At 42.9% G+C, this 21,161-nt stretch carries 13 protein-coding genes; 12 read left to right on the forward strand and 1 reads right to left on the reverse strand.

Annotated elements, in window-relative coordinates; genetic code table 11:
* Positions 1-56 precede the first annotated feature (56 nt).
* Positions 57-5,048, forward strand: coding sequence for a translocation/assembly module TamB domain-containing protein (locus ACR63T_RS04690; protein WP_472785231.1), 4,992 nt, complete (start codon positions 57-59; stop codon positions 5,046-5,048).
* 119 nt (positions 5,049-5,167) lie between these two features.
* Here ACR63T_RS04690 and hemP read toward each other — a convergent pair whose 3' ends face one another.
* Positions 5,168-5,332 carry a hemin uptake protein HemP gene (gene hemP, locus ACR63T_RS04695; RefSeq protein WP_201572725.1) on the reverse strand — a complete coding sequence of 55 codons (165 nt, stop codon included), beginning with the start codon at positions 5,330-5,332 and terminating at the stop codon, positions 5,168-5,170.
* Positions 5,333-5,570: 238 nt separating this feature from the next.
* Between hemP and ACR63T_RS04700 the strand changes: the two genes are divergently transcribed.
* From ACR63T_RS04700 to ACR63T_RS04750, 11 genes are all read left to right on the forward strand, one after another.
* Positions 5,571-6,740, forward strand: a complete 1,170-nt coding sequence (locus tag ACR63T_RS04700) for an NUDIX domain-containing protein (protein WP_472784924.1) — start codon at positions 5,571-5,573, stop codon at positions 6,738-6,740.
* 218 nt (positions 6,741-6,958) lie between these two features.
* Positions 6,959-8,134, forward strand: coding sequence for a lipocalin family protein (locus ACR63T_RS04705; protein WP_472784925.1), 1,176 nt, complete (start codon positions 6,959-6,961; stop codon positions 8,132-8,134).
* A gap of 424 nt (positions 8,135-8,558) precedes the next feature.
* Positions 8,559-10,001 carry a glyceraldehyde-3-phosphate dehydrogenase gene (locus tag ACR63T_RS04710; RefSeq protein WP_472784926.1) on the forward strand — a complete coding sequence of 481 codons (1,443 nt, stop codon included), beginning with the start codon at positions 8,559-8,561 and terminating at the stop codon, positions 9,999-10,001.
* A 354-nt stretch (positions 10,002-10,355) separates the two neighbouring features.
* A complete protein-coding gene (gene cgtA, locus ACR63T_RS04715) occupies positions 10,356-11,585 on the forward strand; it encodes an Obg family GTPase CgtA (RefSeq protein WP_472784927.1) in 1,230 nt (409 codons plus the stop codon).
* 110 nt (positions 11,586-11,695) lie between these two features.
* Entirely contained in the window at positions 11,696-12,865 is a 1,170-nt protein-coding gene (gene proB, locus ACR63T_RS04720; protein ID WP_305899912.1) for a glutamate 5-kinase, read from the forward strand.
* Positions 12,866-12,922: 57 nt separating this feature from the next.
* On the forward strand, positions 12,923-14,089 hold the full coding sequence (gene hemE, locus ACR63T_RS04725) for a uroporphyrinogen decarboxylase (RefSeq protein WP_305899913.1): 1,167 nt from the start codon (positions 12,923-12,925) through the stop codon (positions 14,087-14,089).
* 67 nt (positions 14,090-14,156) lie between these two features.
* Positions 14,157-15,224, forward strand: a complete 1,068-nt coding sequence (gene argC / locus ACR63T_RS04730) for an N-acetyl-gamma-glutamyl-phosphate reductase (protein ID WP_472784928.1) — start codon at positions 14,157-14,159, stop codon at positions 15,222-15,224.
* Between the two features lie 215 nt (positions 15,225-15,439).
* Positions 15,440-16,375, forward strand: a complete 936-nt coding sequence (locus ACR63T_RS04735) for a hypothetical protein (protein WP_305899915.1) — start codon at positions 15,440-15,442, stop codon at positions 16,373-16,375.
* A gap of 61 nt (positions 16,376-16,436) precedes the next feature.
* Positions 16,437-16,844 carry an ATP-dependent Clp protease adaptor ClpS gene (locus ACR63T_RS04740; RefSeq protein ID WP_371747929.1) on the forward strand — a complete coding sequence of 136 codons (408 nt, stop codon included), beginning with the start codon at positions 16,437-16,439 and terminating at the stop codon, positions 16,842-16,844.
* A 675-nt stretch (positions 16,845-17,519) separates the two neighbouring features.
* Positions 17,520-20,075 carry an AAA family ATPase gene (locus ACR63T_RS04745; protein ID WP_472784929.1) on the forward strand — a complete coding sequence of 852 codons (2,556 nt, stop codon included), beginning with the start codon at positions 17,520-17,522 and terminating at the stop codon, positions 20,073-20,075.
* Positions 20,076-20,321: 246 nt separating this feature from the next.
* Positions 20,322-21,074 carry a uracil-DNA glycosylase gene (locus tag ACR63T_RS04750; protein ID WP_472784930.1) on the forward strand — a complete coding sequence of 251 codons (753 nt, stop codon included), beginning with the start codon at positions 20,322-20,324 and terminating at the stop codon, positions 21,072-21,074.
* The last annotated feature ends 87 nt before the right edge of the window (positions 21,075-21,161 follow it).

The following is a 21,161-nucleotide window of genomic DNA, read 5'->3' on the forward strand; positions in this document are numbered from 1 at the left end:
AGCAAAACATGCTAATCGTTGATTAGTTATGATATTTTTTAATGCAGTTGAGTGTCATGTTGCCTGATAATACTACGCCTCCTAAAGATCCAATGCAAGATCCCGCACAAAGAGATGCACGTGCGCTGCGCCGTTGGTATCCGCTATCGTTCTTGGTCAAACTATTGATCTTGATCCTTATCGTCTTCGTGATTATGTTTGCGGTGTTCTTTTATCTGGCAGGCACAGACTCTGGCACCAAGTTTTTACTGGATAAAGTAAGCGCTGAGACGGGTATTGAATTTAAATACGGTAGTGGTAATTTGCGCGATGGTATCTGGGTGACTGATATAGATATCGAGGCGACAGATGATCTTGAGATACTAGTCGATAAAGCTTATGTAAAAATAGGCTGGCGTGCGCTGTTTGCCAAAGAAGTGCATTTACGTGATGCTAATATTCAGCGTATTGAGATTATCAACAAGAAGCCACCGACTGGTGAGCCGTTTGATTATAAAACCCTTCAACTACCTGTCAATTTGCGCTTTGATCAGGCAAAAATAAAAACCATCGTCTATAACCAAGTGACCAAAGAGCCTGTCATTATCCATGATATTGACGCTCGTGATCTAACTTGGGTCGATACCAAGGTTTCCGTTGGCCGCGGCAGATTACGCTACGCCGATATTGTCAAAATTAACGCGCTAAAAGGTAGTATCGATCTGCAAGGTGATTATCCGTTAGATTTAAGCGCTATCGCTGAGGTTAGTGGATTAGAAAAAGCTTATGTAGACCCACTCAATATTACAGCAACGGGCACCTTAAAGCGTACGGTAGGTAAAGTGCGTAGCCGCTATAATGAGGGTGATGTACGCGGTGATATCGTCATCCAAGGGTTATCCAGTGATGCCCCATTCCAAGCCAAATTGCAATGGGATGATCTGCTTATTCCTTATGCAGATGCGCAAGATATTCATCTCAAAGAAGGGGTGCTAAACGCCTCAGGGGTTCTCTCTGAGATACGTCTGCGCATCAATACCGATCTTACGGCCAAAGATATTCCTTCAGGTCAGTATCAAGCGCGAGCATTGTTAGTATTAGCAGACAAAAAGCTAAATATTGAGCAGCTCAATGCCAACGTGCCAGCAGGACGGTTACTAGCACAAGGGACTTTAGGTTGGCAAGATAGCTTTGAGGCGAAAATAAGCGCCTTTGGACGTAATTTTGATATCCGTCGTGTTATCCCTGAGCAATATAGCGAGTACCAAGCCTACGCACCACAAAAATTAGATGGCAAGCTGGGATTGCACTTTCAGCAAAAAAACATAGCGGGCAATTTAGAAGTCGATGTCGATCTGCGTCAGCGTGATGGCGAGACTATTGATGCCAATATTGTCCAAGGCAAAAAGCCTGTGCGCTCCAAACAGCCTGCGCCTTTATTTATAAATGCTCAATGGCGTAATCTTAAGCGCACCGCTATTCCTAATATCGGCAACATCGATAGTCCAAGTGGGCAGGCTGATGTCACGGTTCGTGGCTCACGGCTGTCTGTCGATGCGGATGCGGTTATTAATGAGCTAAATGCTGCGCCCAAAGGCAATTATGATTTACAAATACGTAAGAACGGCAACGTCATTGACATTAATCGCCTTAATTATAAAGGAATAGTTGGAGACTTGGCAGGGACAGGCCAAATTCAATTAGCGACCAATCAACGCCCACTAACGTGGCAAATAGATGCTCGTACTACGGGTCTACTGCCTAAAAACTACCGTAGCGATTTGCCGCTTGAGCGCCTGACCGGTAATATTAGCGCGCGCGGGCGCCTGCTAGATATTAGCAAAAACCGTATCAAAGCTCAGCGTCATATCATCAGCTTTAATGATACGGATCTACAAGTTAAGCTGGATGATACGCAAGATAATCGCGGTATAGGTATCACAGGTGCAGGCGACGCAAAAGTCGATCTTATTAATGGTGAGCTGTCAATATTTGATGCGCGTTTTGATGGTCAAATCGACACCGCTGATGTGCCAAAAGGCAAGCTATCTATTGATGCTGGTGGCAGCACAAAGCTCATTAATATACGTAAGCTCAATTATGCAGGCGAAGCGGGAGCGGTAAAAGCCAAAGGCGTTATCGATCTGCGTAAAGATCTTGGCTGGCAAGTTAACGGACGTTTTGATAATTTTGATTTAGGATATTTTCTGCCGAATAACCCCGCTATTTTGACGGGCGATTTGGTTACCAGCGGCGTGTGGCAATCAGCACCTAATAGCAATGCTAATGCCAAAGGCAAGCTGCAACGTTTTGCTATCAACTTTGATGGGATGCTCGATGCTGAGCAATTACCAGCAGGCAAGCTGACTATCGACGCTAGTGGCGACTCGCAGCTGATTCGCCTTAAGCGTTTACGTCATGTAGGCGCGGCAGGCAGTATCGATGCTAAAGGCACGGTTGATGTGCGTCGCGGCATCGCTTGGGATATTAATGCGGTGATGGATCGTTTTAATTTGGGCTATTTCGTTAAGAATATTCCAAGCGCTATCACAGGCTCGATTGACACGAATGGTAGTTGGGGTAAAACTCAGCAAGTTATCAATCTAAAGCAGATTAATTTATCAGGCAATCTAAAAGGGCAGGCATTGAGCGCAAAAGGTAGCTTATCAGCTAAGCTCAATCTACCAGAGGATATCGCCAGCTACTTTAAGCGCTTGCAAGCGCAAGATGCTGGAGCGCAATACAAGCAAGTCAATGCGCTAATCGATAGCCTTAATGCCAATGATTTGGTGCTACGTTGGGGTGATAATTATCTGACCGCTAACGGCAATGCCAAGCAATTACAGACTAAGATAAATATTACCAGTCTCGATCAGCTCTCAGAAAATCTAGCAGGTAAGGTCACAGGTGGTGCTACTCTGTCTCAGCCTGAGGGTCAAGCATTACCAACGATTTATATTGATTTAGTGGGCGAGCGCATCTCACTACCAGGCTTTGTTTTACGTAAAGGCAGCATTCGCGGTAAAGTAGTCAATCTTGCCAATAGCCCAAGTCAGCTCGTGATTAGCGCTGAGGGCTTGGACGCTGCAGGTCAGACTTTTAAGAGTGTTAATGCAGCCTTTAATGGGACAGAGCAAGCGCATACTGTGAATCTTGCTATTGCTAATGAGCAGCTAAACATAGCCGCGCGCCTCAAAGGCGGCTTTAATCGTGACAAGCTAAGCTGGTCTGGGGCGATAGGTAAAGGTCAAATCAAGTCGCAATACGCCACGCTGGCTCAAGTGCAACCTGCACAGCTGATTGTGAATCTACCTAAAACTGATGCTAACGATCTACAAGTGCAGCTAGCCGCGCATTGCTGGCAGGCAACAGATCAAAGTGGCAAGTTATGTTTGCGCGAAAACTTAGTGGCTTCTGCCACAAGCGGACAAGTGAACCTTACCGTACAGAAGATTGACACCTCTTTGTTCTCCGTGTTTTTGCCTAAAGACATTGACTGGCACGGCAAAATCAATGGCAAGGCGATTGTGGGCTGGCAAAAAGGGCGTCCACCGACGATCAACACGACGCTGTATTCAGATAATGGCAAAATCGGTCTGATTCAAGATGGTGACGCCGCTCCTGTGACTCTGCCTTATAAGCGGGTCTCGTTGATAGCGGTCTCTGTGCCTGAGGGCTTAAAGCTGCGTACTGATATTAATACGGGGCGCGGTGCTCGTGGTTATGCCGAGGTGATTGTTGATCCCTATAAAACGCCAAAACCAATCTCAGGGGCTGTGGTACTAAATGAGCTAAACCTTGCTATTTTAAAACCCTTCTTCCCAGGTATGCGAGTCTTAGAAGGTAATATCACGATGGCAGGTGGACTTGGCGGCACACTCGATAAGCCGCAGTTTTATGGTGATGTCAAGCTGGTTGATGGACGAGTCGCTATGCTTGATCTACCTGTTAATCTCTCCAAAATTAATGTCGATGCTAAGATTCGGGGTACTCAAGCCACTGTCGATGGTACGTTCAATAGTGGGACAGGGACAGGAACTTTGGACGGTACTATCGACTGGCGACAAAAGCTACAAGCTAAGCTTAGCATCGTAGGGGAGCGCTTAGTCTTGACTCAGCCACCGCTACTTTTGGCTGAAGTCAATCCAGATATCGATATTATCGTGCGACCAACGGATCAGTACGTCAATATCGCAGGGGCGATTAGCGTGCCCTCTGCAACGATTCGACCGCCAGAGGCCAGTGAAGATATCATCACTCAAACTGAAGATGCGGTCGTGCTCGATCGACGTTTGATTGGCAATATCGATGAGGTATTAGCGATCTCCAAGCCTTGGTCTATCAATGCCGATATCGGGATTGATTTGGGCGATGATATTAATTTCCGTGGTTTTGGGGCGGTTATCCCATTAGCTGGCGCCTTAAATATCACTCAAAGTGGCACAGGGGTCATGCGCGCTAAAGGTGTAGTACAAGTAGCGCGTCGTACCAAGATTGATGCATTTGGACAGAATTTAGAACTCAATTATGGTCAAGTACGCTTCAATGGTGATGTTCTAAAGCCGAACTTAAGTATCGAGGCGGTAAAAATCATCAACGATGATACGGTAGGGGTTCGAGTCACAGGTACCATTGAGAGTCCAAATATCGTCGTCTTTAATAATGCAGGTCTGACCCAGCAGCAAGCCATGAATGCGCTAGTAACGGGTCGAATAGATGACGGTAGTCCTAGTCAAATTAGTGAGCAAGGATTTAAGTCGCAAGTCACTAATAACTTAGCGGCAGCTGGCCTTAACTTTGGCCTAAATAGTACGCGTGGCTTGACCAATCAGATAGGTCAAGCTTTCGGTCTACAGGGCTTAACCGTTGAAGCTTCGGGCAATAGTGAGGATACTAACCTGAATGTCACAGGCTATATCAGTCCTGATCTGTATATTCGTTATGGCGTAGGGGTGTTCAATGCTCAAAACAGTCTGTCTATTCGTTATCAGTTGACGCGGCGTATTTATGTCGAGGCTACCTCAGCCGCCGAAAACGCTGTCGATGTCGTCTACAGCCTGAAATTCTAACCATTTGATAGATAATAAAAAACGCCCTTAGAGGCGTTTTTTATTAGTTAGCTTTTATTACATGATTTTTTATTAAGTAATCTTTATTAAGAAATAAGGATACAAATAATATAGGCGACTTATTTAGTCAAAATGAGACGATTATTACGGGTCAAGCGCAAGCGATATTCTTCGCCTTCATGCTCAATGCGCACCTCTTTAGTCAAGGCGAATAAATGTTGGGACTGCATAGTAGGCAAGCGGTTGTCACGGCAGTTTAGATAACGAGAGATCACAACGCTCATAATAAAATCCTTTTGATAATTGGCTAGGTTTATAATAGTTAGCACTTAGCGAGCTATGCTATATAAATAGAACGAGGCTTCAACTAAGTAACGATAATCATTATCATTTAAAATCTTATACTTTGCAAGCTAATAAGTAAATCAGTGAGCATTATTATATAAACTTATGTGTTTAGATAAAGTTAGACTCTTAGATTTATGGTTAAAAACAAATAGAACTTATTATATAGGTCATTTTATGACACATAACTTATCAGCCAAATCGGGAAAGGTTACTGCGAACGAGTCAAGTGCTCAAGTAGTAAATGTCGCAGTCGCAGTCATCCATTATCAGCAGCACTATCTGCTAGGCTACCGTGATGCAAGCCAACACCAAGGCGATCGTTATGAGTTCGTCGGCGGCAAAATAGATACTAATGAAACAGCACAAGCAGCGCTTATTCGTGAGGTTAGCGAGGAGGTTGCTATCGATATTAGCGGCAATAACGCCCTCAAGCTTGGGCGTTTGCATCATGATTATGGCGATAAGCAAGTTTGCCTGCACGTTTATAGAGTTGAGCTAAGCGCCGCGCAGTATCAGCAGCATAAGGGTGACGATTTTGGCCCTGAGGGACAAGCTTTGGTTTGGGTAGATAAAGCTGATTTGTTAGAGAATAAATATAATTTGCCAGCGGCGAATACCACGATATTAGCTTGGTTAAGATTGCCCAAGCTTATCACTATCACTTATCCGCTAGCCCATTTTGCGACTCAATTGGACAGCTGTGAGGCTTGGCTAAGGTTTCATCAGCAAAACATTGCCAACAACGCTTGGGTATATGTGCGACTAAAAGATAAGCAAGCCAGCCACTTTGCCGCTTTAATCCTACAATCGCGTTCAGACATTATGGCCATATTACCTGTTGAAAGTAGTAGGGGTATTGATAGTTCTGATACTTTTGAAACAACTACTAAAAAAACAACTACTGATGTAAGTATACGAAGTGAAGATTTAAATTATAAAAGCTTAAGGCCACAATTAGCTGCGTATCATCTTAATCACGCTGAAGTACTCACTTGGTTTGATAATTTACGAGTTAACTATGATGATAATAAGCGCCTTTATATCGAACAGCCTTTGATATTAAGCTGTCATGATGTACAGAGTATACAAGCAGCTAATGCCATCGCTAAGATGCGTCTACAACAGCATCTGCCACCTGTGATAGGCATTTTTCTCTCGCCAGTATTAGCTACTCATACCCATCCTGATGACAATCCTTTAGGCTGGAGGCAGTGGTCTACGTTGGCACAATTGGCAGATATACCTGTTATAGCACTGGGTGGTTTGTATCCAAATATGTATGACTTAGCCAGTACTTATGGCGCGGTGAGTATTGCAGGTATCCGGAAATTTCTGAACGATTAAAATAAATTTAAATATAAATAGTTGTTTTTACTACTATTTACACAGCAGTAACTATAAAAGGCTAATAACAAACACAAGGCAAAACTAATTACAAACCGTTGCTTTTCCCTACATAGTGGCACTGTTATGAAAAACAATACCCTATTACTATAAGCTATCAAATTGAAAGCTGTCTAAGCTTTTTAATTCCAATAATTTATAACCTAATATGGTGTTTTATGAAAACCAATAAGTTACCTAAGTCAGAGTGGAATGACTTTGAGGCAGCCGGTTCTCATCTGCAACAGTACAGTCAGCCCAGTCAGCTATTAAGCACAGACTACATGACGTACAATAATGAAGAGCAAGCTATTTTTGCTAGTAATGATGCAAGTTATGAGAGCGAGTTATTCGAGGCAATGGCGTCAGTCATTGCTAATGCCAATAATAATAGAAACCATACTACTGTTTCAGGTGCGCCTTATGTAGAGCAGCCTATAAATGTGGATGGTGGCTACAAGAAAGCTGCGTGCAGTTATAGTAATGGCAGCTCTACTAGCGATAGCTCTATAGATTGTACTATTCAATATATAGATATGAGAGAGCCTGTAGATGCAGACGGCCTATATATGATAGATAAAAGTGTGGATGAACATCGGACAGATACGCTATTAGATTCAAGAGCGAAACCAGCTACTATCAAACAAAATCCTAAGGTATCAGAGCGAGTATTTATGAGTAGTTTAATTAAGCATACAGGCATAGCATTAGCCATTATTATACCTTTAGCCGCGTTTTCAGCTTATGCAGCGCCAGTTCATACACCCGTCATGCTAAATAGCGCAGCAGCGGCAGCTGATAAAGTTAGTATGACCACAAAAGATATTGAACCATCAGATATTATCTATAAATCTGCAACAACACCAACGACTGTTGATAGCGTTGATCTGCAACAATATGCAGGTACGTGGTATGAGATCGGACGTTTGCCTTTGTATTTTCAGCGTAATTGCGCCAGCGATGTAACGGCGAACTATACGGCTAGAGAAAATGATTCAGGAATTACGGTTACTAATAAATGCGTCAAAGATAATGGGGGAGTCATGGTCTCTGAAGGCCTTGCAAAACCCACAGATGATACAGGCAGTAAGCTTAAATTGAGTTTTTTACCGTCATGGATTCGCTGGTTGCCTGTAGCCCGTGGTGACTATTGGGTCTTGGCTCGCGATGCCGATTACCAAACAGCATTGGTTGGCACGCCTGACAAAGACAATTTATGGCTGCTAGCACGTACACCCAATATTTCGCAGCAAACTTATGCTAAATATCGTCAAATCGCTCAGGAACAAGGGTATGACTTAAGAGAGTTCACTTTAACCACACAGTCTAATCAGACGGTTAACTTAGTTCCTTAATTGTTAAGTAGAGTCAAAGTTGATTAAAAGCTTGCTACGATTAGCAGGCTTTATTTTTAAAATGATGTCTATCAGTAATGTTTATAAATAATGCTTATAACAGTAATTTAGGCTAGTACTGGCAAAATAAGACTTTTTAAGCTAAAATCTAGGCGATTTAATCATTTACATCAATAATGCTTGGCACAAAGCTATATTTCGCGCTTCAACCTATAATTTAAGCCAGTGAGCAGGTCAATATTGTAGACAGTAGGCAAGGTTATATTATTTTGCATAGCTATTTTATTCCCGCTATTCTTGCCCTGTTGCCCTTAAATAGCTGCTGTTATTCATTTTCTGCAAAAAATTTTAATCCTATACATCATAACGCTTTAAAACCTAATCGTATTACTTGTTTTATTCATTATTCTATCAAACTATAAGGATGTCTCTTGTGAGCAACGCTGCGACTTTACGTCAATTACATCAAGACCGTTTAACCGACTATAATAATCAAGAACAACAAGTCATTGAGTTAACGGGTTTATTGAATAAGCTTTATAACGAGCAAGATGTGCAAGTCACTTTATTTGGTGAAGCTATAGATACGAGTTCGATCAATCAAGTACTAGCACTACATCAAAAAGCCGCTATTCGTCATCAAGGCAGTCAGCCTATTGCGATTGCAGATACGCTAAAGATGGTCAAAGCTATAGCAGCAAGCGATGTTCAGTCTACCAGCGTTGATGTGGGTCAATTGATTGCCAATGACAGTGATATACAGCAAGCGCTAGCCAGTATCAGCCATGATAAGAGTCATGTTAATGGCGCAACTGATGTCGTGCTTTATGGCTTTGGTCGTATTGGCCGTGTGCTTACGCGCCTATTGTTATCACAAGCTTCAAGCGTTAAAGGGTTGCAGTTAAAAGCTATTGTTGTGCGTCCTGCAGCAGCTGGTGATTTAGCCAAGCGTGCCTCTTTGCTTGAGCGTGATTCTGTTCATGGTGGCTTTTTGGGTAGTGTGAGCGTGGATGAGGATAATAATGGCTTACTGATCAATGGTCGCTTTATCCAAGTTATCTATGCCAAAGATCCAAGTGAGATTGATTATACTGATTACGGTATCGAAAACGCGTTAGTTATCGACAATACTGGTGTATTCAAAGACGAAGCAGGGCTTGGTAAGCATTTGCAATCTAAAGGCGTTAATAAAGTTATTTTGACAGCTCCTGCTGGCGGCGATATCAAAAACGTTGTCTATGGTGTCAATAATGATACTGTCGGCGAGGACACTATTGTTAGTGCCGCAAGCTGTACCACCAATGCGATTACCCCAACGCTAAAAGTATTAAATGATAAATATGGTATTGAAAACGGTCATGTAGAGACTATTCACTCCTTTACTAACGATCAAAACTTAATTGATAATTATCATAAAGCGGATCGCCGTGGTCGTAGTGCAGTGCTAAATATGGTTATTACTAGCACAGGCGCTGCCAAAGCGGTCGGTAAAGCACTACCTGAGCTGAGCGGTAAACTGACAGGTAATGCCATACGTGTTCCTACACCAAATGTCAGCTTAGCTATTTTAAATCTGAATCTAAAAACCGCGCCAGAGAGTCGTGAGGCGCTAAATGAGTTTATGCGTGATACTGCTAATAGTCATGCTTGGCAATCGCAAATCGCTTATACTGACTCAAATGAGGCGGTATCAACTGATTTTGTCGGTACGAAACACGTTGGTATCGTAGATGCGCAGGCGACTATCGTCACTGACAATCATGCAACGGTCTACATCTGGTATGACAATGAAGTAGGATACAGCACGCAAGTATTGCGCTTGGCCACGCAAATGGCTGGTATTCATTATGCGCAAATTCCAGCATAGGGCTTTTTTGTAGCTAATAATAAGAACTAGATGATAAAATACGTTTACGATTTGGTCAGCATCTATCGATATCGCATCTTATTTATAGTTTGCTAGTAGCAGTAACTGTTATACTGAGCCGTAACACTATTTAGATCTACTACACCCGATAGTCTGTTTGGTTATCGGGTGTTTTTGTTACTACTATTGCTTATTTTAAGACGTGAATTACGACTTATTTTGAGCCGTGACAATTTTGATTAAAGTAAAAAATACAGAGTACATCGGAATAAAAAACATCTCAATAAAGTATAGATGACATTTATATTATAAAATTTGCACCACACAGAACGATTGACAATTAAGGATTGAAGCATGCGATTTATTGATGAAGCCGTCGTAACGGTAAAAGCGGGTGACGGTGGTAATGGTATCGCCAGTTTCCGTCGAGAAAAATACGTGCCTCGCGGTGGACCTGATGGCGGTGATGGTGGTACAGGTGGTGATATTTATGTTATTGCTGATGACAACACCAATACCTTAGTTGATTATCGTTATACTCGCCGTTACGATGCGATGCGTGGTGAAAACGGTCATAGCAAAAACTGTGCAGGTAAAGGCTCTGACGATGTATATCTACCTGTACCTATCGGCACCACTATCATCGACACTGAGACCGATGAAGTCATTGGTGATATGACTGAGATTGACCAAACGCTATTGATTGCCAAAGGTGGTGACGGCGGCTTAGGTAATACCCATTTTAAAAGCTCAACCAACCAAGCACCGCGTAAAGCCACTTCTGGTTTTGAAGGTGAGTTAAAGGTGTTAAAACTTGAGCTAAAAGTCGTCGCTGATGTTGGCTTAATTGGGTTGCCAAATGCTGGTAAGTCGACCTTTATCCGTCAAGTATCTGCGGCCAGGCCAAAGGTTGCCGACTATCCGTTTACCACTATCGTACCCAATTTAGGCGTAGTCGATATTGGTCGTCATCGCTCGTTTGTGATGGCAGATATTCCAGGATTGATTGAGGGAGCATCAGAGGGCGCGGGTCTTGGCATTCGCTTCTTAAAGCATGTCGCGCGTACCCGTCGCCTGCTGCATATTGTCGATATTCAGCCTATTGATGCAACAGATCCTGTACGTAATGCGCGGGTTATTCTCAACGAGCTTGAGCGTTTTTCGCCTGAACTGGCTAATCTGCCACAGATATTAGTGTTGAATAAGATTGATCAAGTTATCGATGAGCAAGAGCTAAATGAGCTATGCAATCATATCGTCACTGAACTTGGTTGGACAGGTGAAGTATTTCGCACTTCAACTTTAACGGGTGATGGCACTGACGCGGTCAAGTACCATTTGATGAATGAGATCGAGCTTGAGCGTGAGCGTGAAGAGGAAGATCCGGAATTTGCCGAAGCGCAAAAAGCACGTTTTGAGCGCTTAGAGGTTGAAGTCCGTCGCAATACTGAAGCTCAACGCGAAGCTTATCGGGCAGCTCGCAAAGCCCAACGTGAAGGAACTGATGTTTCTGATGAAGACTTTGACGACGATTTGGATGATGACGATGATGACGATGGTGTCGAAGTTGTCTATGTTCCTTAGAGCTCATGTTCCTTAAGCTTATGTGCTTTAAATCTATGTACTCTAAAAATTTTGATAATAAGTTTTGATATAGATTGTAAAATAATAATAGATAGTTAATAGGAGTTCTCATGACAGATAGTACTGAACAGACCATTGAGCCGAGATTTATTAAGCAAAAGCGTGATTTCAATATTCAGCGCGTTATTGTCAAAATTGGTTCATCATTATTGACTAATAATGGTCGCGGACTTGATAGAACCGCTATATATGAATGGGCAAAGCAAATAGCAAAGCTGCATAATAATGGTGTTGAGGTACTATTGGTATCTTCAGGCGCGGTCGCTGAAGGGGTAGTACGCATGAACTTAGAGGAGCGCCCTAAAAAGCTGGCAGCCCTACAAGCTTGTGCTTCAATCGGTCAAATGGGCTTGATTGAGACGTGGTGGTCAGCGCTGATTCAACATGGTATCCAAAGCTCACAGCTACTGCTCACTCATGATGATTTATCCAATCGTAGTCGCTATCTCAATACCGCAAGCGCCCTAACTCAACTGCTAGAATGGCGCGTCCTACCTGTCATCAATGAAAACGATACCATTACTATCGATGAGATCAAGTTTGGTGATAATGATACTCTAGGCGCGATGGCGGCAGCTATGGTTGGCGCTGACTTATATATTATCTTAACCGATCAAAAAGGCGTATTCACTGATAATCCGCGTGATAACCCTGATGCAAAAATGATTCGTCAAGAGCGCGCTATGGCCGATTACTTATTTGATATCGCAGGCGATGGCGGTAAGCTCGGTCGCGGTGGTATGCTGACGAAGATTCGTGCAGGTCGCTTGGCGGCTATGGGTGGTTGTCCAACGGTTATTGTCAGTGGTGCGATTGACGATGTCATCACCCGCGTCATATCAGGTGAGGCTGTTGGTACTTTATTGACGACCAACGACGAAGATAAAATCATTGCTCGTAAGCAGTGGATAGCGGCACATTTACGTATGGCTGGTAGTTTAATCGTTGACGCAGGCGCTGCCAAAGCGTTAATAGAGCAAAATCGTAGCTTGTTGCCTGTAGGAGTCGTTGAAGTACGCGGTGATTTTGATGAAGGCGAAGTGGTTCAAATCGTTAATCAAGATACAGGTGAGCGTTTAGCCGTTGGACAAGTGAATTTCTCATCCACTGATGCCCGCCGCGTCGCTCGTGAGCGTACCGGTGAGTTCGATAAAATCCTCGGTAATAATGAAGAGCGTATTGTCATGGTACACCGTGATAATTTAGCCCTATCTATGTAGGGCATAACCCTATATTTTTGATTAAGATAAACCGCATTTTATTTTGGAGAGTTGGCCATGAGCGCCTTATACCAGACCCCTGATTCTACCGATAATAGTTCTAACGATAATGATTCTGCCCATAATTTTGCCCCACTAAAAAATGATAGATTATTGCGCGCATTACGTTTTGAGTCCGTGGACACCACCCCAGTATGGATGATGCGTCAAGCAGGAAGATATTTGCCAGAGTATAAAGCGACTCGCGCTGAGGCTGGTGACTTTATGAGCTTATGTAAAGATACCGCGCGTGCTACTGAGGTCACCTTGCAGCCATTACGTCGCATGGACTTGGATGCTGCTATTTTATTCAGTGATATTTTGACTATTCCTGATGCTATGGGTTTAGGCTTGTATTTCGAAACAGGCGAAGGTCCAAAATTCAAGCATCCAATTCGCACGCAGGCCGATCTTGATCGCTTACCTATACTTGATGTCAATGACTCATTGGATTATGTCATGCGTGCAGTGACTAGCATTCGTCATGCACTGGGTGGTCAAGTGCCCTTATTCGGCTTTTCTGGTAGTCCATGGACGCTCGCTACCTATATGATTGAAGGGGGTAGCTCAAAAGATTATCGCTACACTAAAGGATTTTTATATAGTAATCCTGAGTTTTTACATCAATTGCTCGATAAGATTGCCGTGGCGGTTATCGATTATTTAGATGCGCAGATCGTCGCTGGCGCGCAAATTGTACAGATATTTGACAGTTGGGGCGGAGCGTTGGGTTATCGTCAGTTCATCGAGTTTTCGCATGCCTATAATAAGCGCATCGTAGCGGAGCTCAAGGTTCGCCACCCGCAAATACCGGTTGTGCTATTCACCAAAGGCGGTGGACTATGGCTTGATGTACAAGCTGATAGCGAAGCGGATGCTTTAGGGTTGGATTGGACGATGCCGATTGATCGTGCTCGTCAAGTACTGACTGAGCGCCAGCGCCAATTGACCAAACAGCATAAAAAGATTCAGCGTAGTAAAGCCATTCAAGGTAATTTGGATCCCTCTACTTTATATGGCGCACCTAGCACTATTCGTAGCGAGGTCAATCTTATGCTTGATAGCGCTTATGCAGGCGGTGAAAAAACAGGCTATATAGCCAACTTAGGTCATGGTATTACTCAATGGGTCAACCCTGATCATGCCAAAGTCTTTATCGATGCGGTACATGACTATAAGATATAAGATATAAGATTGAGTTGTATTTGCAAGTTTTTAATAGCGTACTTATAAAGCAGTAAAAGGATAAGTCATGATTTCAGCAGCTATCGTAGGTGGTACAGGGTATACGGGTATTGAGCTTATACGTTTATTATCAGCGCATCCCCAAGTTTCTCTGGACTTGTTAACGTCACGCAGCGAAGCAGGCACTCGTGCTGATGAAATATTTCCCAGCCTGCGCGGTGTCTCTGACATCGTCTTTAGTGACTTGGGTGACGATACGCTTGCAGCTCTACAACAGTGTGATGTGGTGTTTTTTGCTACCCCGCATGGCGTTGCGATGCAGCAAGCTGAAGCGCTTACCCAAGAAGGTGTCAAGGTCATTGATCTAGCCGCTGATTTTCGTTTGCAGTCCTTAACGGAGTTTGAACACTGGTACAACCAGCCTCACGCTTGTCCTGAGCTGCTCAAGAGCGCTATATATGGCTTGCCAGAGCTGAATCGTGACAAGATTGCTAATGCTTTGGTAGTCGGCAATCCTGGCTGTTACCCTACGACAGCGATATTAGGTTTAAAGCCAATAATCTTGCTACAGAACCAGCAGAATACACGTCTGATTGAGCCGCGCATTGTTATAGATGCCAAGTCTGGGGTATCAGGGGCTGGTCGGCAGGCCAGTCTTGCGCTCAATTATGCTGAGACGACTGATAATTTCAAAGCTTATGGGGTCACAGGTCACAGACATTTGCCAGAAATTGAGCAGGGCCTTGAGCAGTTACTCGCCAGCCAGTTTGCACATCGAGTACGTTTTTTACCGCACCTAGTTCCTATGATACGTGGGATGTTTAGCTCTATTCATTTAGAGCTTACTGAGGCGGGTATGGCTATCGATTGGCAGCAAGAGTTTGCAAGCAGTTATGCAGACGAGGCTTTTATTGATGTCTTGCCAAGCGGTATTTATCCAGATACTCGCAGTGTACGCGCTAGCAACCGTTTGCGCATTGCTGTTTATCAAGATAATACGCATCATGAGCTGACCATATTAGTCGTACAGGATAACTTAGTTAAGGGTGCTGCTGGACAAGCGGTGCAGAACCTTAACGTAATGTTTGGTTTTGAGGAAAGCTTAGGGTTGAACGCTGCGCCTATTGTTCCTTAATGACAGCCATCAACGCGTCAATGATACTAAGACAAATAGATGCCAATCTAGTTGACTATCATTTAGCGGCATTAATTGTAAGTAGCGCGTGTAAAACTGCTTTATTGTCAATGTAACCTTACCCTTGAGTCACTGTGGTTACAGCTGTACGCTAGGTATTAGCTGTAAACTCCGTTATAATACCTCGCCTTTACTGTTTAAGAGTACTAGTATAAATGCGTGTTAAGACTGCCCTACGCTTGCGCTCGCAGCCTGCACGTTTATCGTGTCATGCTCGTGTATCTGATCCAAAACATATTTCGACGACTGATTTTGCACAGCAGACACTACTGTATAGTGACAATCATAACGAGATTGCTGTTAGGACTATTAGTAGTCGACAGCGCGGTGCTAATACTTTGCTATTGGCTCTGTTTGCTGTTGCTATGATTGTTACCGCAATGGTAGCGATATTATTTGGTCATAAGCTTGGCTATCAAAGCGGCTATTACTCGCAACAATCCGAAAACCAGCAGGCCGCTATTAATAGTGAGCAGGCGACTACGGAGCTCAAAGACTTACGTATCAGTAATAAAGTACTGACCAATCAAGTCGCTACTGCTAAGCAAGAGCTTACTATTAGCCTAAATAATTTAGATGAGTTACGTCAAAGTCAGCGTGATCTAGCGGTTGAGAGTAGCCAAGTTAATCAGTTAAATGAGCTTTATGCTGACTTCATCAGTGAGAATGGTGGATTACCGCTACAAGTACTTGGTGCAAAAATAGAACCCCTGCCAGAGAACGCTTTTGAATATGGCTTTGATGTTGGTATGCTAAGTAGCAAAGGCAGTGCGCAAAGTTTGACAGCTACTTTAACTCTACAAAACGACGATGATTTTGTTGAAGTGCCGCTAGACCCAGCGCGCTTCTCTATTCAAGGTGTTGTTCGTATACGTGGCCGATTTATCATGCCAACAGGGTTTAAACCTTCACAAGTGAAGCTGACTCTAAAAGCAGGTGATGAAGAGGTCGAGCAGCTCTATGATTGGACGATAGGTGATATGGTTGATAGTATGCCATTATCGTTGTTGGACTTACCAGAGCCTGATCAAAGCCCTATTGTCAATACAGCTGCTGATAAGACGATTGCCAATAAAAAGACAGCACCTTAGTAATCAATACCTCTATTACTACCAATTTTTGAAATCTATTATATTTTTGAAACTTATTATGATGAAACAATCGACAATGATATATGAAAAAACGGTAGGTGACTGGCATTTTCCAAGTATGCCTGCAGGTCATCGTGCTCAAAATGACAACCCTGACGCTGAGACTGATCCACAAGCAGATGTATTGGTTGCTGAACCTGAGGTTGCCAAGCCACCGATGTATGCAGTGGTAATGTACAATGATAATTACACACCGATGGAATTTGTAGTTTATATTCTTCAGTCAGAATTTCGTCATAGTGTTGATTCGGCGGTCGCAATCATGCTAACTATTCATAATAATAGTAAAGGTATTGCAGGTATCTATCCCAAAGATATTGCTGAAACCAAAGCCAAAAAAGTTAATAGCTTAGCGCATCGCGAAGGCTACCCACTGCTCACGCAAATTGAACCGCATCAAGGCGAATAGCTCAATCATTTATAGCCTAACTGTTATAGCCTAGCCTAATTATGTATAATTTATAATCGAATGTTCAACAGAGCTCAGTTATAAGAAATTAGTTATAAAAACTCAGTTATAAAATTTGTCAAAAGCTCTTACCATTATTAATCACCCTCTACGCTTTACATCAAAACTCTCTTATTATTCTATTGTTCATCTGTCCTAAAGTAATAGGATTATCTATCTGATAATTCTATCAATTGTCCTTGAATTTTGTAGGATATAGCGCTATATAGATAGCTACCCTGCAATGCACCTTGATACTTTACTGATCATCGTAAACCCGCATAAAGTACAGCTTTTAATCAACTTCATAGTTTTTAGCCTATTCATCTCCATGCAGCTGGTTAAGCCTAGTTTTTTGTCCTGTCAGTCTCGTTATTATTACGTATTTACAAGCTTCGATACATTTTAGTCGTGCTTAAACGATTGACTATAATCAGTTATCGTGTTGATATAAATAAAGAGCATAGTTGTTATCATTATCACTGCTTGAGACCATTCTCTACTATTTTTATTTGCTGTCATTTAGTAATAATACGACCACTGCTATTGAACATATCTCTTATCGCCCAGATTGATTAATTATGTTATTCACTAAGCTATCCGCCTATAAAGATAGATATAACCGTAGGAATTCTTATGTTAAGTCGCCACCTTGAAGTCTCTTTACGTCTAGCTATGACGCTTGCGCGTCAAAAGTCTCATGAGTATCTCACTGTTGAACATCTGTTATTAGCGCTACTTGAAAATACTCATGCTGCTAACACCCTAACGGCTTGTAACGCCAATGTTTCAAGTCTGCGTACAGAGCTTGAAGCTTATATTAATAAGCATACGCCCACTGTTGATGTAGATATAGAACAGTCGCCGCAGCCCACTCAAAGCTTTGATCGTATTTTGCAGCGAGCTATTTTTCATGTACAGTCTATCGGTGGCGGTCGTCTAGTTGAAGGCTCAGACATCTTAGTCTCTATGTTCTCAGAACATGATACTTATGCGGTTTATTTACTCAAAAAGCAAGGTATCAGCCGTCTTGAGTTGACTCAGTATTTATCACATGGTCAAGAGAAGAGTGAGGCGAGCGAGCCAAGAGCATCGAGTACAGGCGATCGCCGTAGTGCTTCTGAGAAGACCAGTAAAGACCCATTAGTTGAGTTTGCGACTAACTTAAACCAGCGCGCGGCTGAGGGCAAAACTGATCCTTTGATTGGTCGTGGCCCTGAGATTGAACGCGCTGCGCAAGTATTATGTCGTCGCCGCAAAAACAATCCATTGCTAGTAGGTGAGCCAGGTGTCGGCAAAACTTCTATTGCTGAGGGTCTAGCTTGGTTAATCATTAATGATAAAGCGCCTAAGCCTCTTAACGGTTGTGTCATTTATAGTCTTGATATAGGCGCGTTGATAGCAGGTACTAAGTATCGTGGTGATTTTGAAAAGCGGATGAAGTCGTTGCTTGATGCGCTAAAAGCTAAGCCAAACGCTATTTTGTTCATTGATGAAATTCATATGATCATTGGAGCAGGGTCATCCATGAGCAGTAATATGGACGTCTCTAACTTGATTAAGCCTGCTTTAGCTAATGGCGAGCTACGCTGCGTCGGTTCAACGACTTTTACTGAGTACCGTCAAGTATTCGAGAAGGATCATGCGCTCTCACGTCGTTTCCAAAAAATTGATGTGAAAGAGCCTAGCATCGATGAGAGCATTGATATTCTGCGCGGCCTAAAGCCACGCTATGAAGAGTTTCATAACGTTGAATATTCTGATGAAGCTCTAATCAGTGCCGTACAGCTCTCTGCTAAGCATATTCATGAGCGCTTTTTACCAGATAAGGCCATTGATGTTATTGATGAAGCCGGTGCTTATAAGCGCTTAGGAGTCATTCCTGATGCCGATGATATGCAAGCAGAAGAGAGCTTTATTGCTGACATAGAAAAGCAGATTGACGCGGCAGATTATGATGATGTCAATGATATGGAAACTAGTATCGATGATAGCGACAATGAGATGCTCGACGCATCGGCTACCGCCAAAGCTAATGATCGCTTGAAATCTGACGGTTCTGATAGCGATGAGACGTCAGCAGGATTAGGTAAAGTCAAAGGTAATAAGGCACCAATAAAAATTGATGTTAATGATATCGAAGCTATTGTAGCCAAGCTGGCTCGTATTCCGCCCAAATCAGTCTCTACTGATGATAAGAGCATCCTTCAGCATTTAGATCGTGACCTTAAGCGCTTGGTATTTGGTCAAGATGAGGCGATTGCAACGCTTGCTGATGCTATCAAATTATCGCGTGCAGGTCTTAAGGCGCCCGATAAACCTATTGGCTCGTTTATGTTTGCAGGCTCTACAGGGGTTGGTAAAACAGAGGTATCGCGTCAGTTGGCAAACCTGCTAGGCGTCGAGCTGGTACGTTTTGACATGTCGGAGTACATGGAAGCCCACACTGCGTCACGTCTCATTGGTGCGCCTCCTGGTTACGTTGGCTACGATCAAGGGGGTCTGCTTACCGAAAAGATCAATCAACATCCGCATTGCGTGCTCTTGCTTGATGAGATTGAAAAAGCGCATCCAGACGTTTTTAACTTGTTATTACAAGTGATGGATCATGGTACGCTGACTGATAATAACGGTCGAGTGGCTATTTTTAAGCAAGTTATTGTCATTATGACGACCAACGTCGGCGCTGATAGTATCAGTCGCTCATCAATGGGCTTTACCCAGCAGGATCATAGCCGTGATAATAATGAGTCACTCAAACGGGTCTTTACTCCAGAGTTCCGTAACCGCTTAGATGCAATCATTCAATTCAATTCGTTGGATGCATCAGTGGTAGTATCTGTCGTAGATAAGTTCTTGGTTGAGCTACAAGTGCAGCTTGATGACAAGCAAGTCACCCTTGAGATTGATGACGAGGTTCGCGACTATCTAGCGGATAAAGGTTATGATCGCTTGATGGGTGCACGTCCTATGCAGCGCCTGATTCAAGATGAGATCAAAAAGCCATTGGCTGGGATGATTTTATTCGGCGACTTGGTCAATGGCGGGGTCGTTCACCTGACACTCGAGCCAGAGCAAATGGATGATGAAGAAGCGGTCAATCTAGATAAAAACAGCGATAAAGGATCAAGTGACAGCCGTATCATTCTGACAGTAGTTGAAACACATGAGCCTGATACTGTAGCTAGTTAAAATCCGAGCTATCTATCCAAAGCTATATAATCTAAGCGAACGGTTACTACGGTAGCCGTTTTTTTATACATGACTAGTAGCATTTATCTGTAGCCATTTGGCTTAAGTTGAGAGTGAGAGGTATAAATATTAAATTCTATAATGAAAAGCAACAGAGTTTTTTGCTACTATCCTTTTTAAATTGTATTAACCACAAAGTAGATAAACACAAAGCTTATAAAAAATTAAAAATAAGGATGTATACCTATGAATTTATTTGACGAGCTAGATGATGAGTCAACAGCTGGTAAAACAGCAGCAGAAAAAAAAGCTATTTTGGATAATGTAAAATTGCCAGAGGATTGGAAACTAGCGTTAGAAGATGAGCTGACATCGAACAATATGGACGATCTACGCGCTTTCTTAAAGGAAGCTTATCAATCAGATACTAGCGTTTATCCCCCTGCCAATCTAATGTTTAATGCCTTTAATTTAACGCCTTTAGCTCACGTTAAAGTCGTTATTCTAGGTCAAGACCCCTATCATCGTCCAGGGCAAGCGATGGGATTATCATTTTCAGTACCCAAAACTATTCCCAAGCCGCCCTCATTGAATAATGTACTCAAAGAAATGGCTGACGATATTGGCATCACGCCTTCAAAACATGGTGATTTGACTTATTGGGCTGAACAGGGCGTATTATTACTTAATGCCTCGCTCACTGTAAATGAAGGTGAGCCAACTAGTCATCAAGGTGCAGGCTGGGAGCAATTTACGGATGCGGTAATCGATGTCATTAATGAGCAAACCGAGCATATAGTGTTTATCTTATGGGGTAGCAAAGCGCAAAAGGCGGGTAAATATATCGATACCGACAAGCATCTTATTTTAACCGCAGTCCATCCTTCACCATTAGCCGCCAATCGAGGTGGGTTTTTTGGCACAAAACCCTTCTCGAAAACCAATGAGTATCTAGCACAATATGGCAAGACACCTATTGACTGGCAATTGCCGCAGTAAACGATGACTATCATTAACAGATATAACTGTGACTGTTTATTGCCAGTGACATATCCTTTGAGGACACCATCAGTAGTAAAGTCGCAC

This window comes from Psychrobacter sp. M17(2026) (assembly GCF_055699815.1).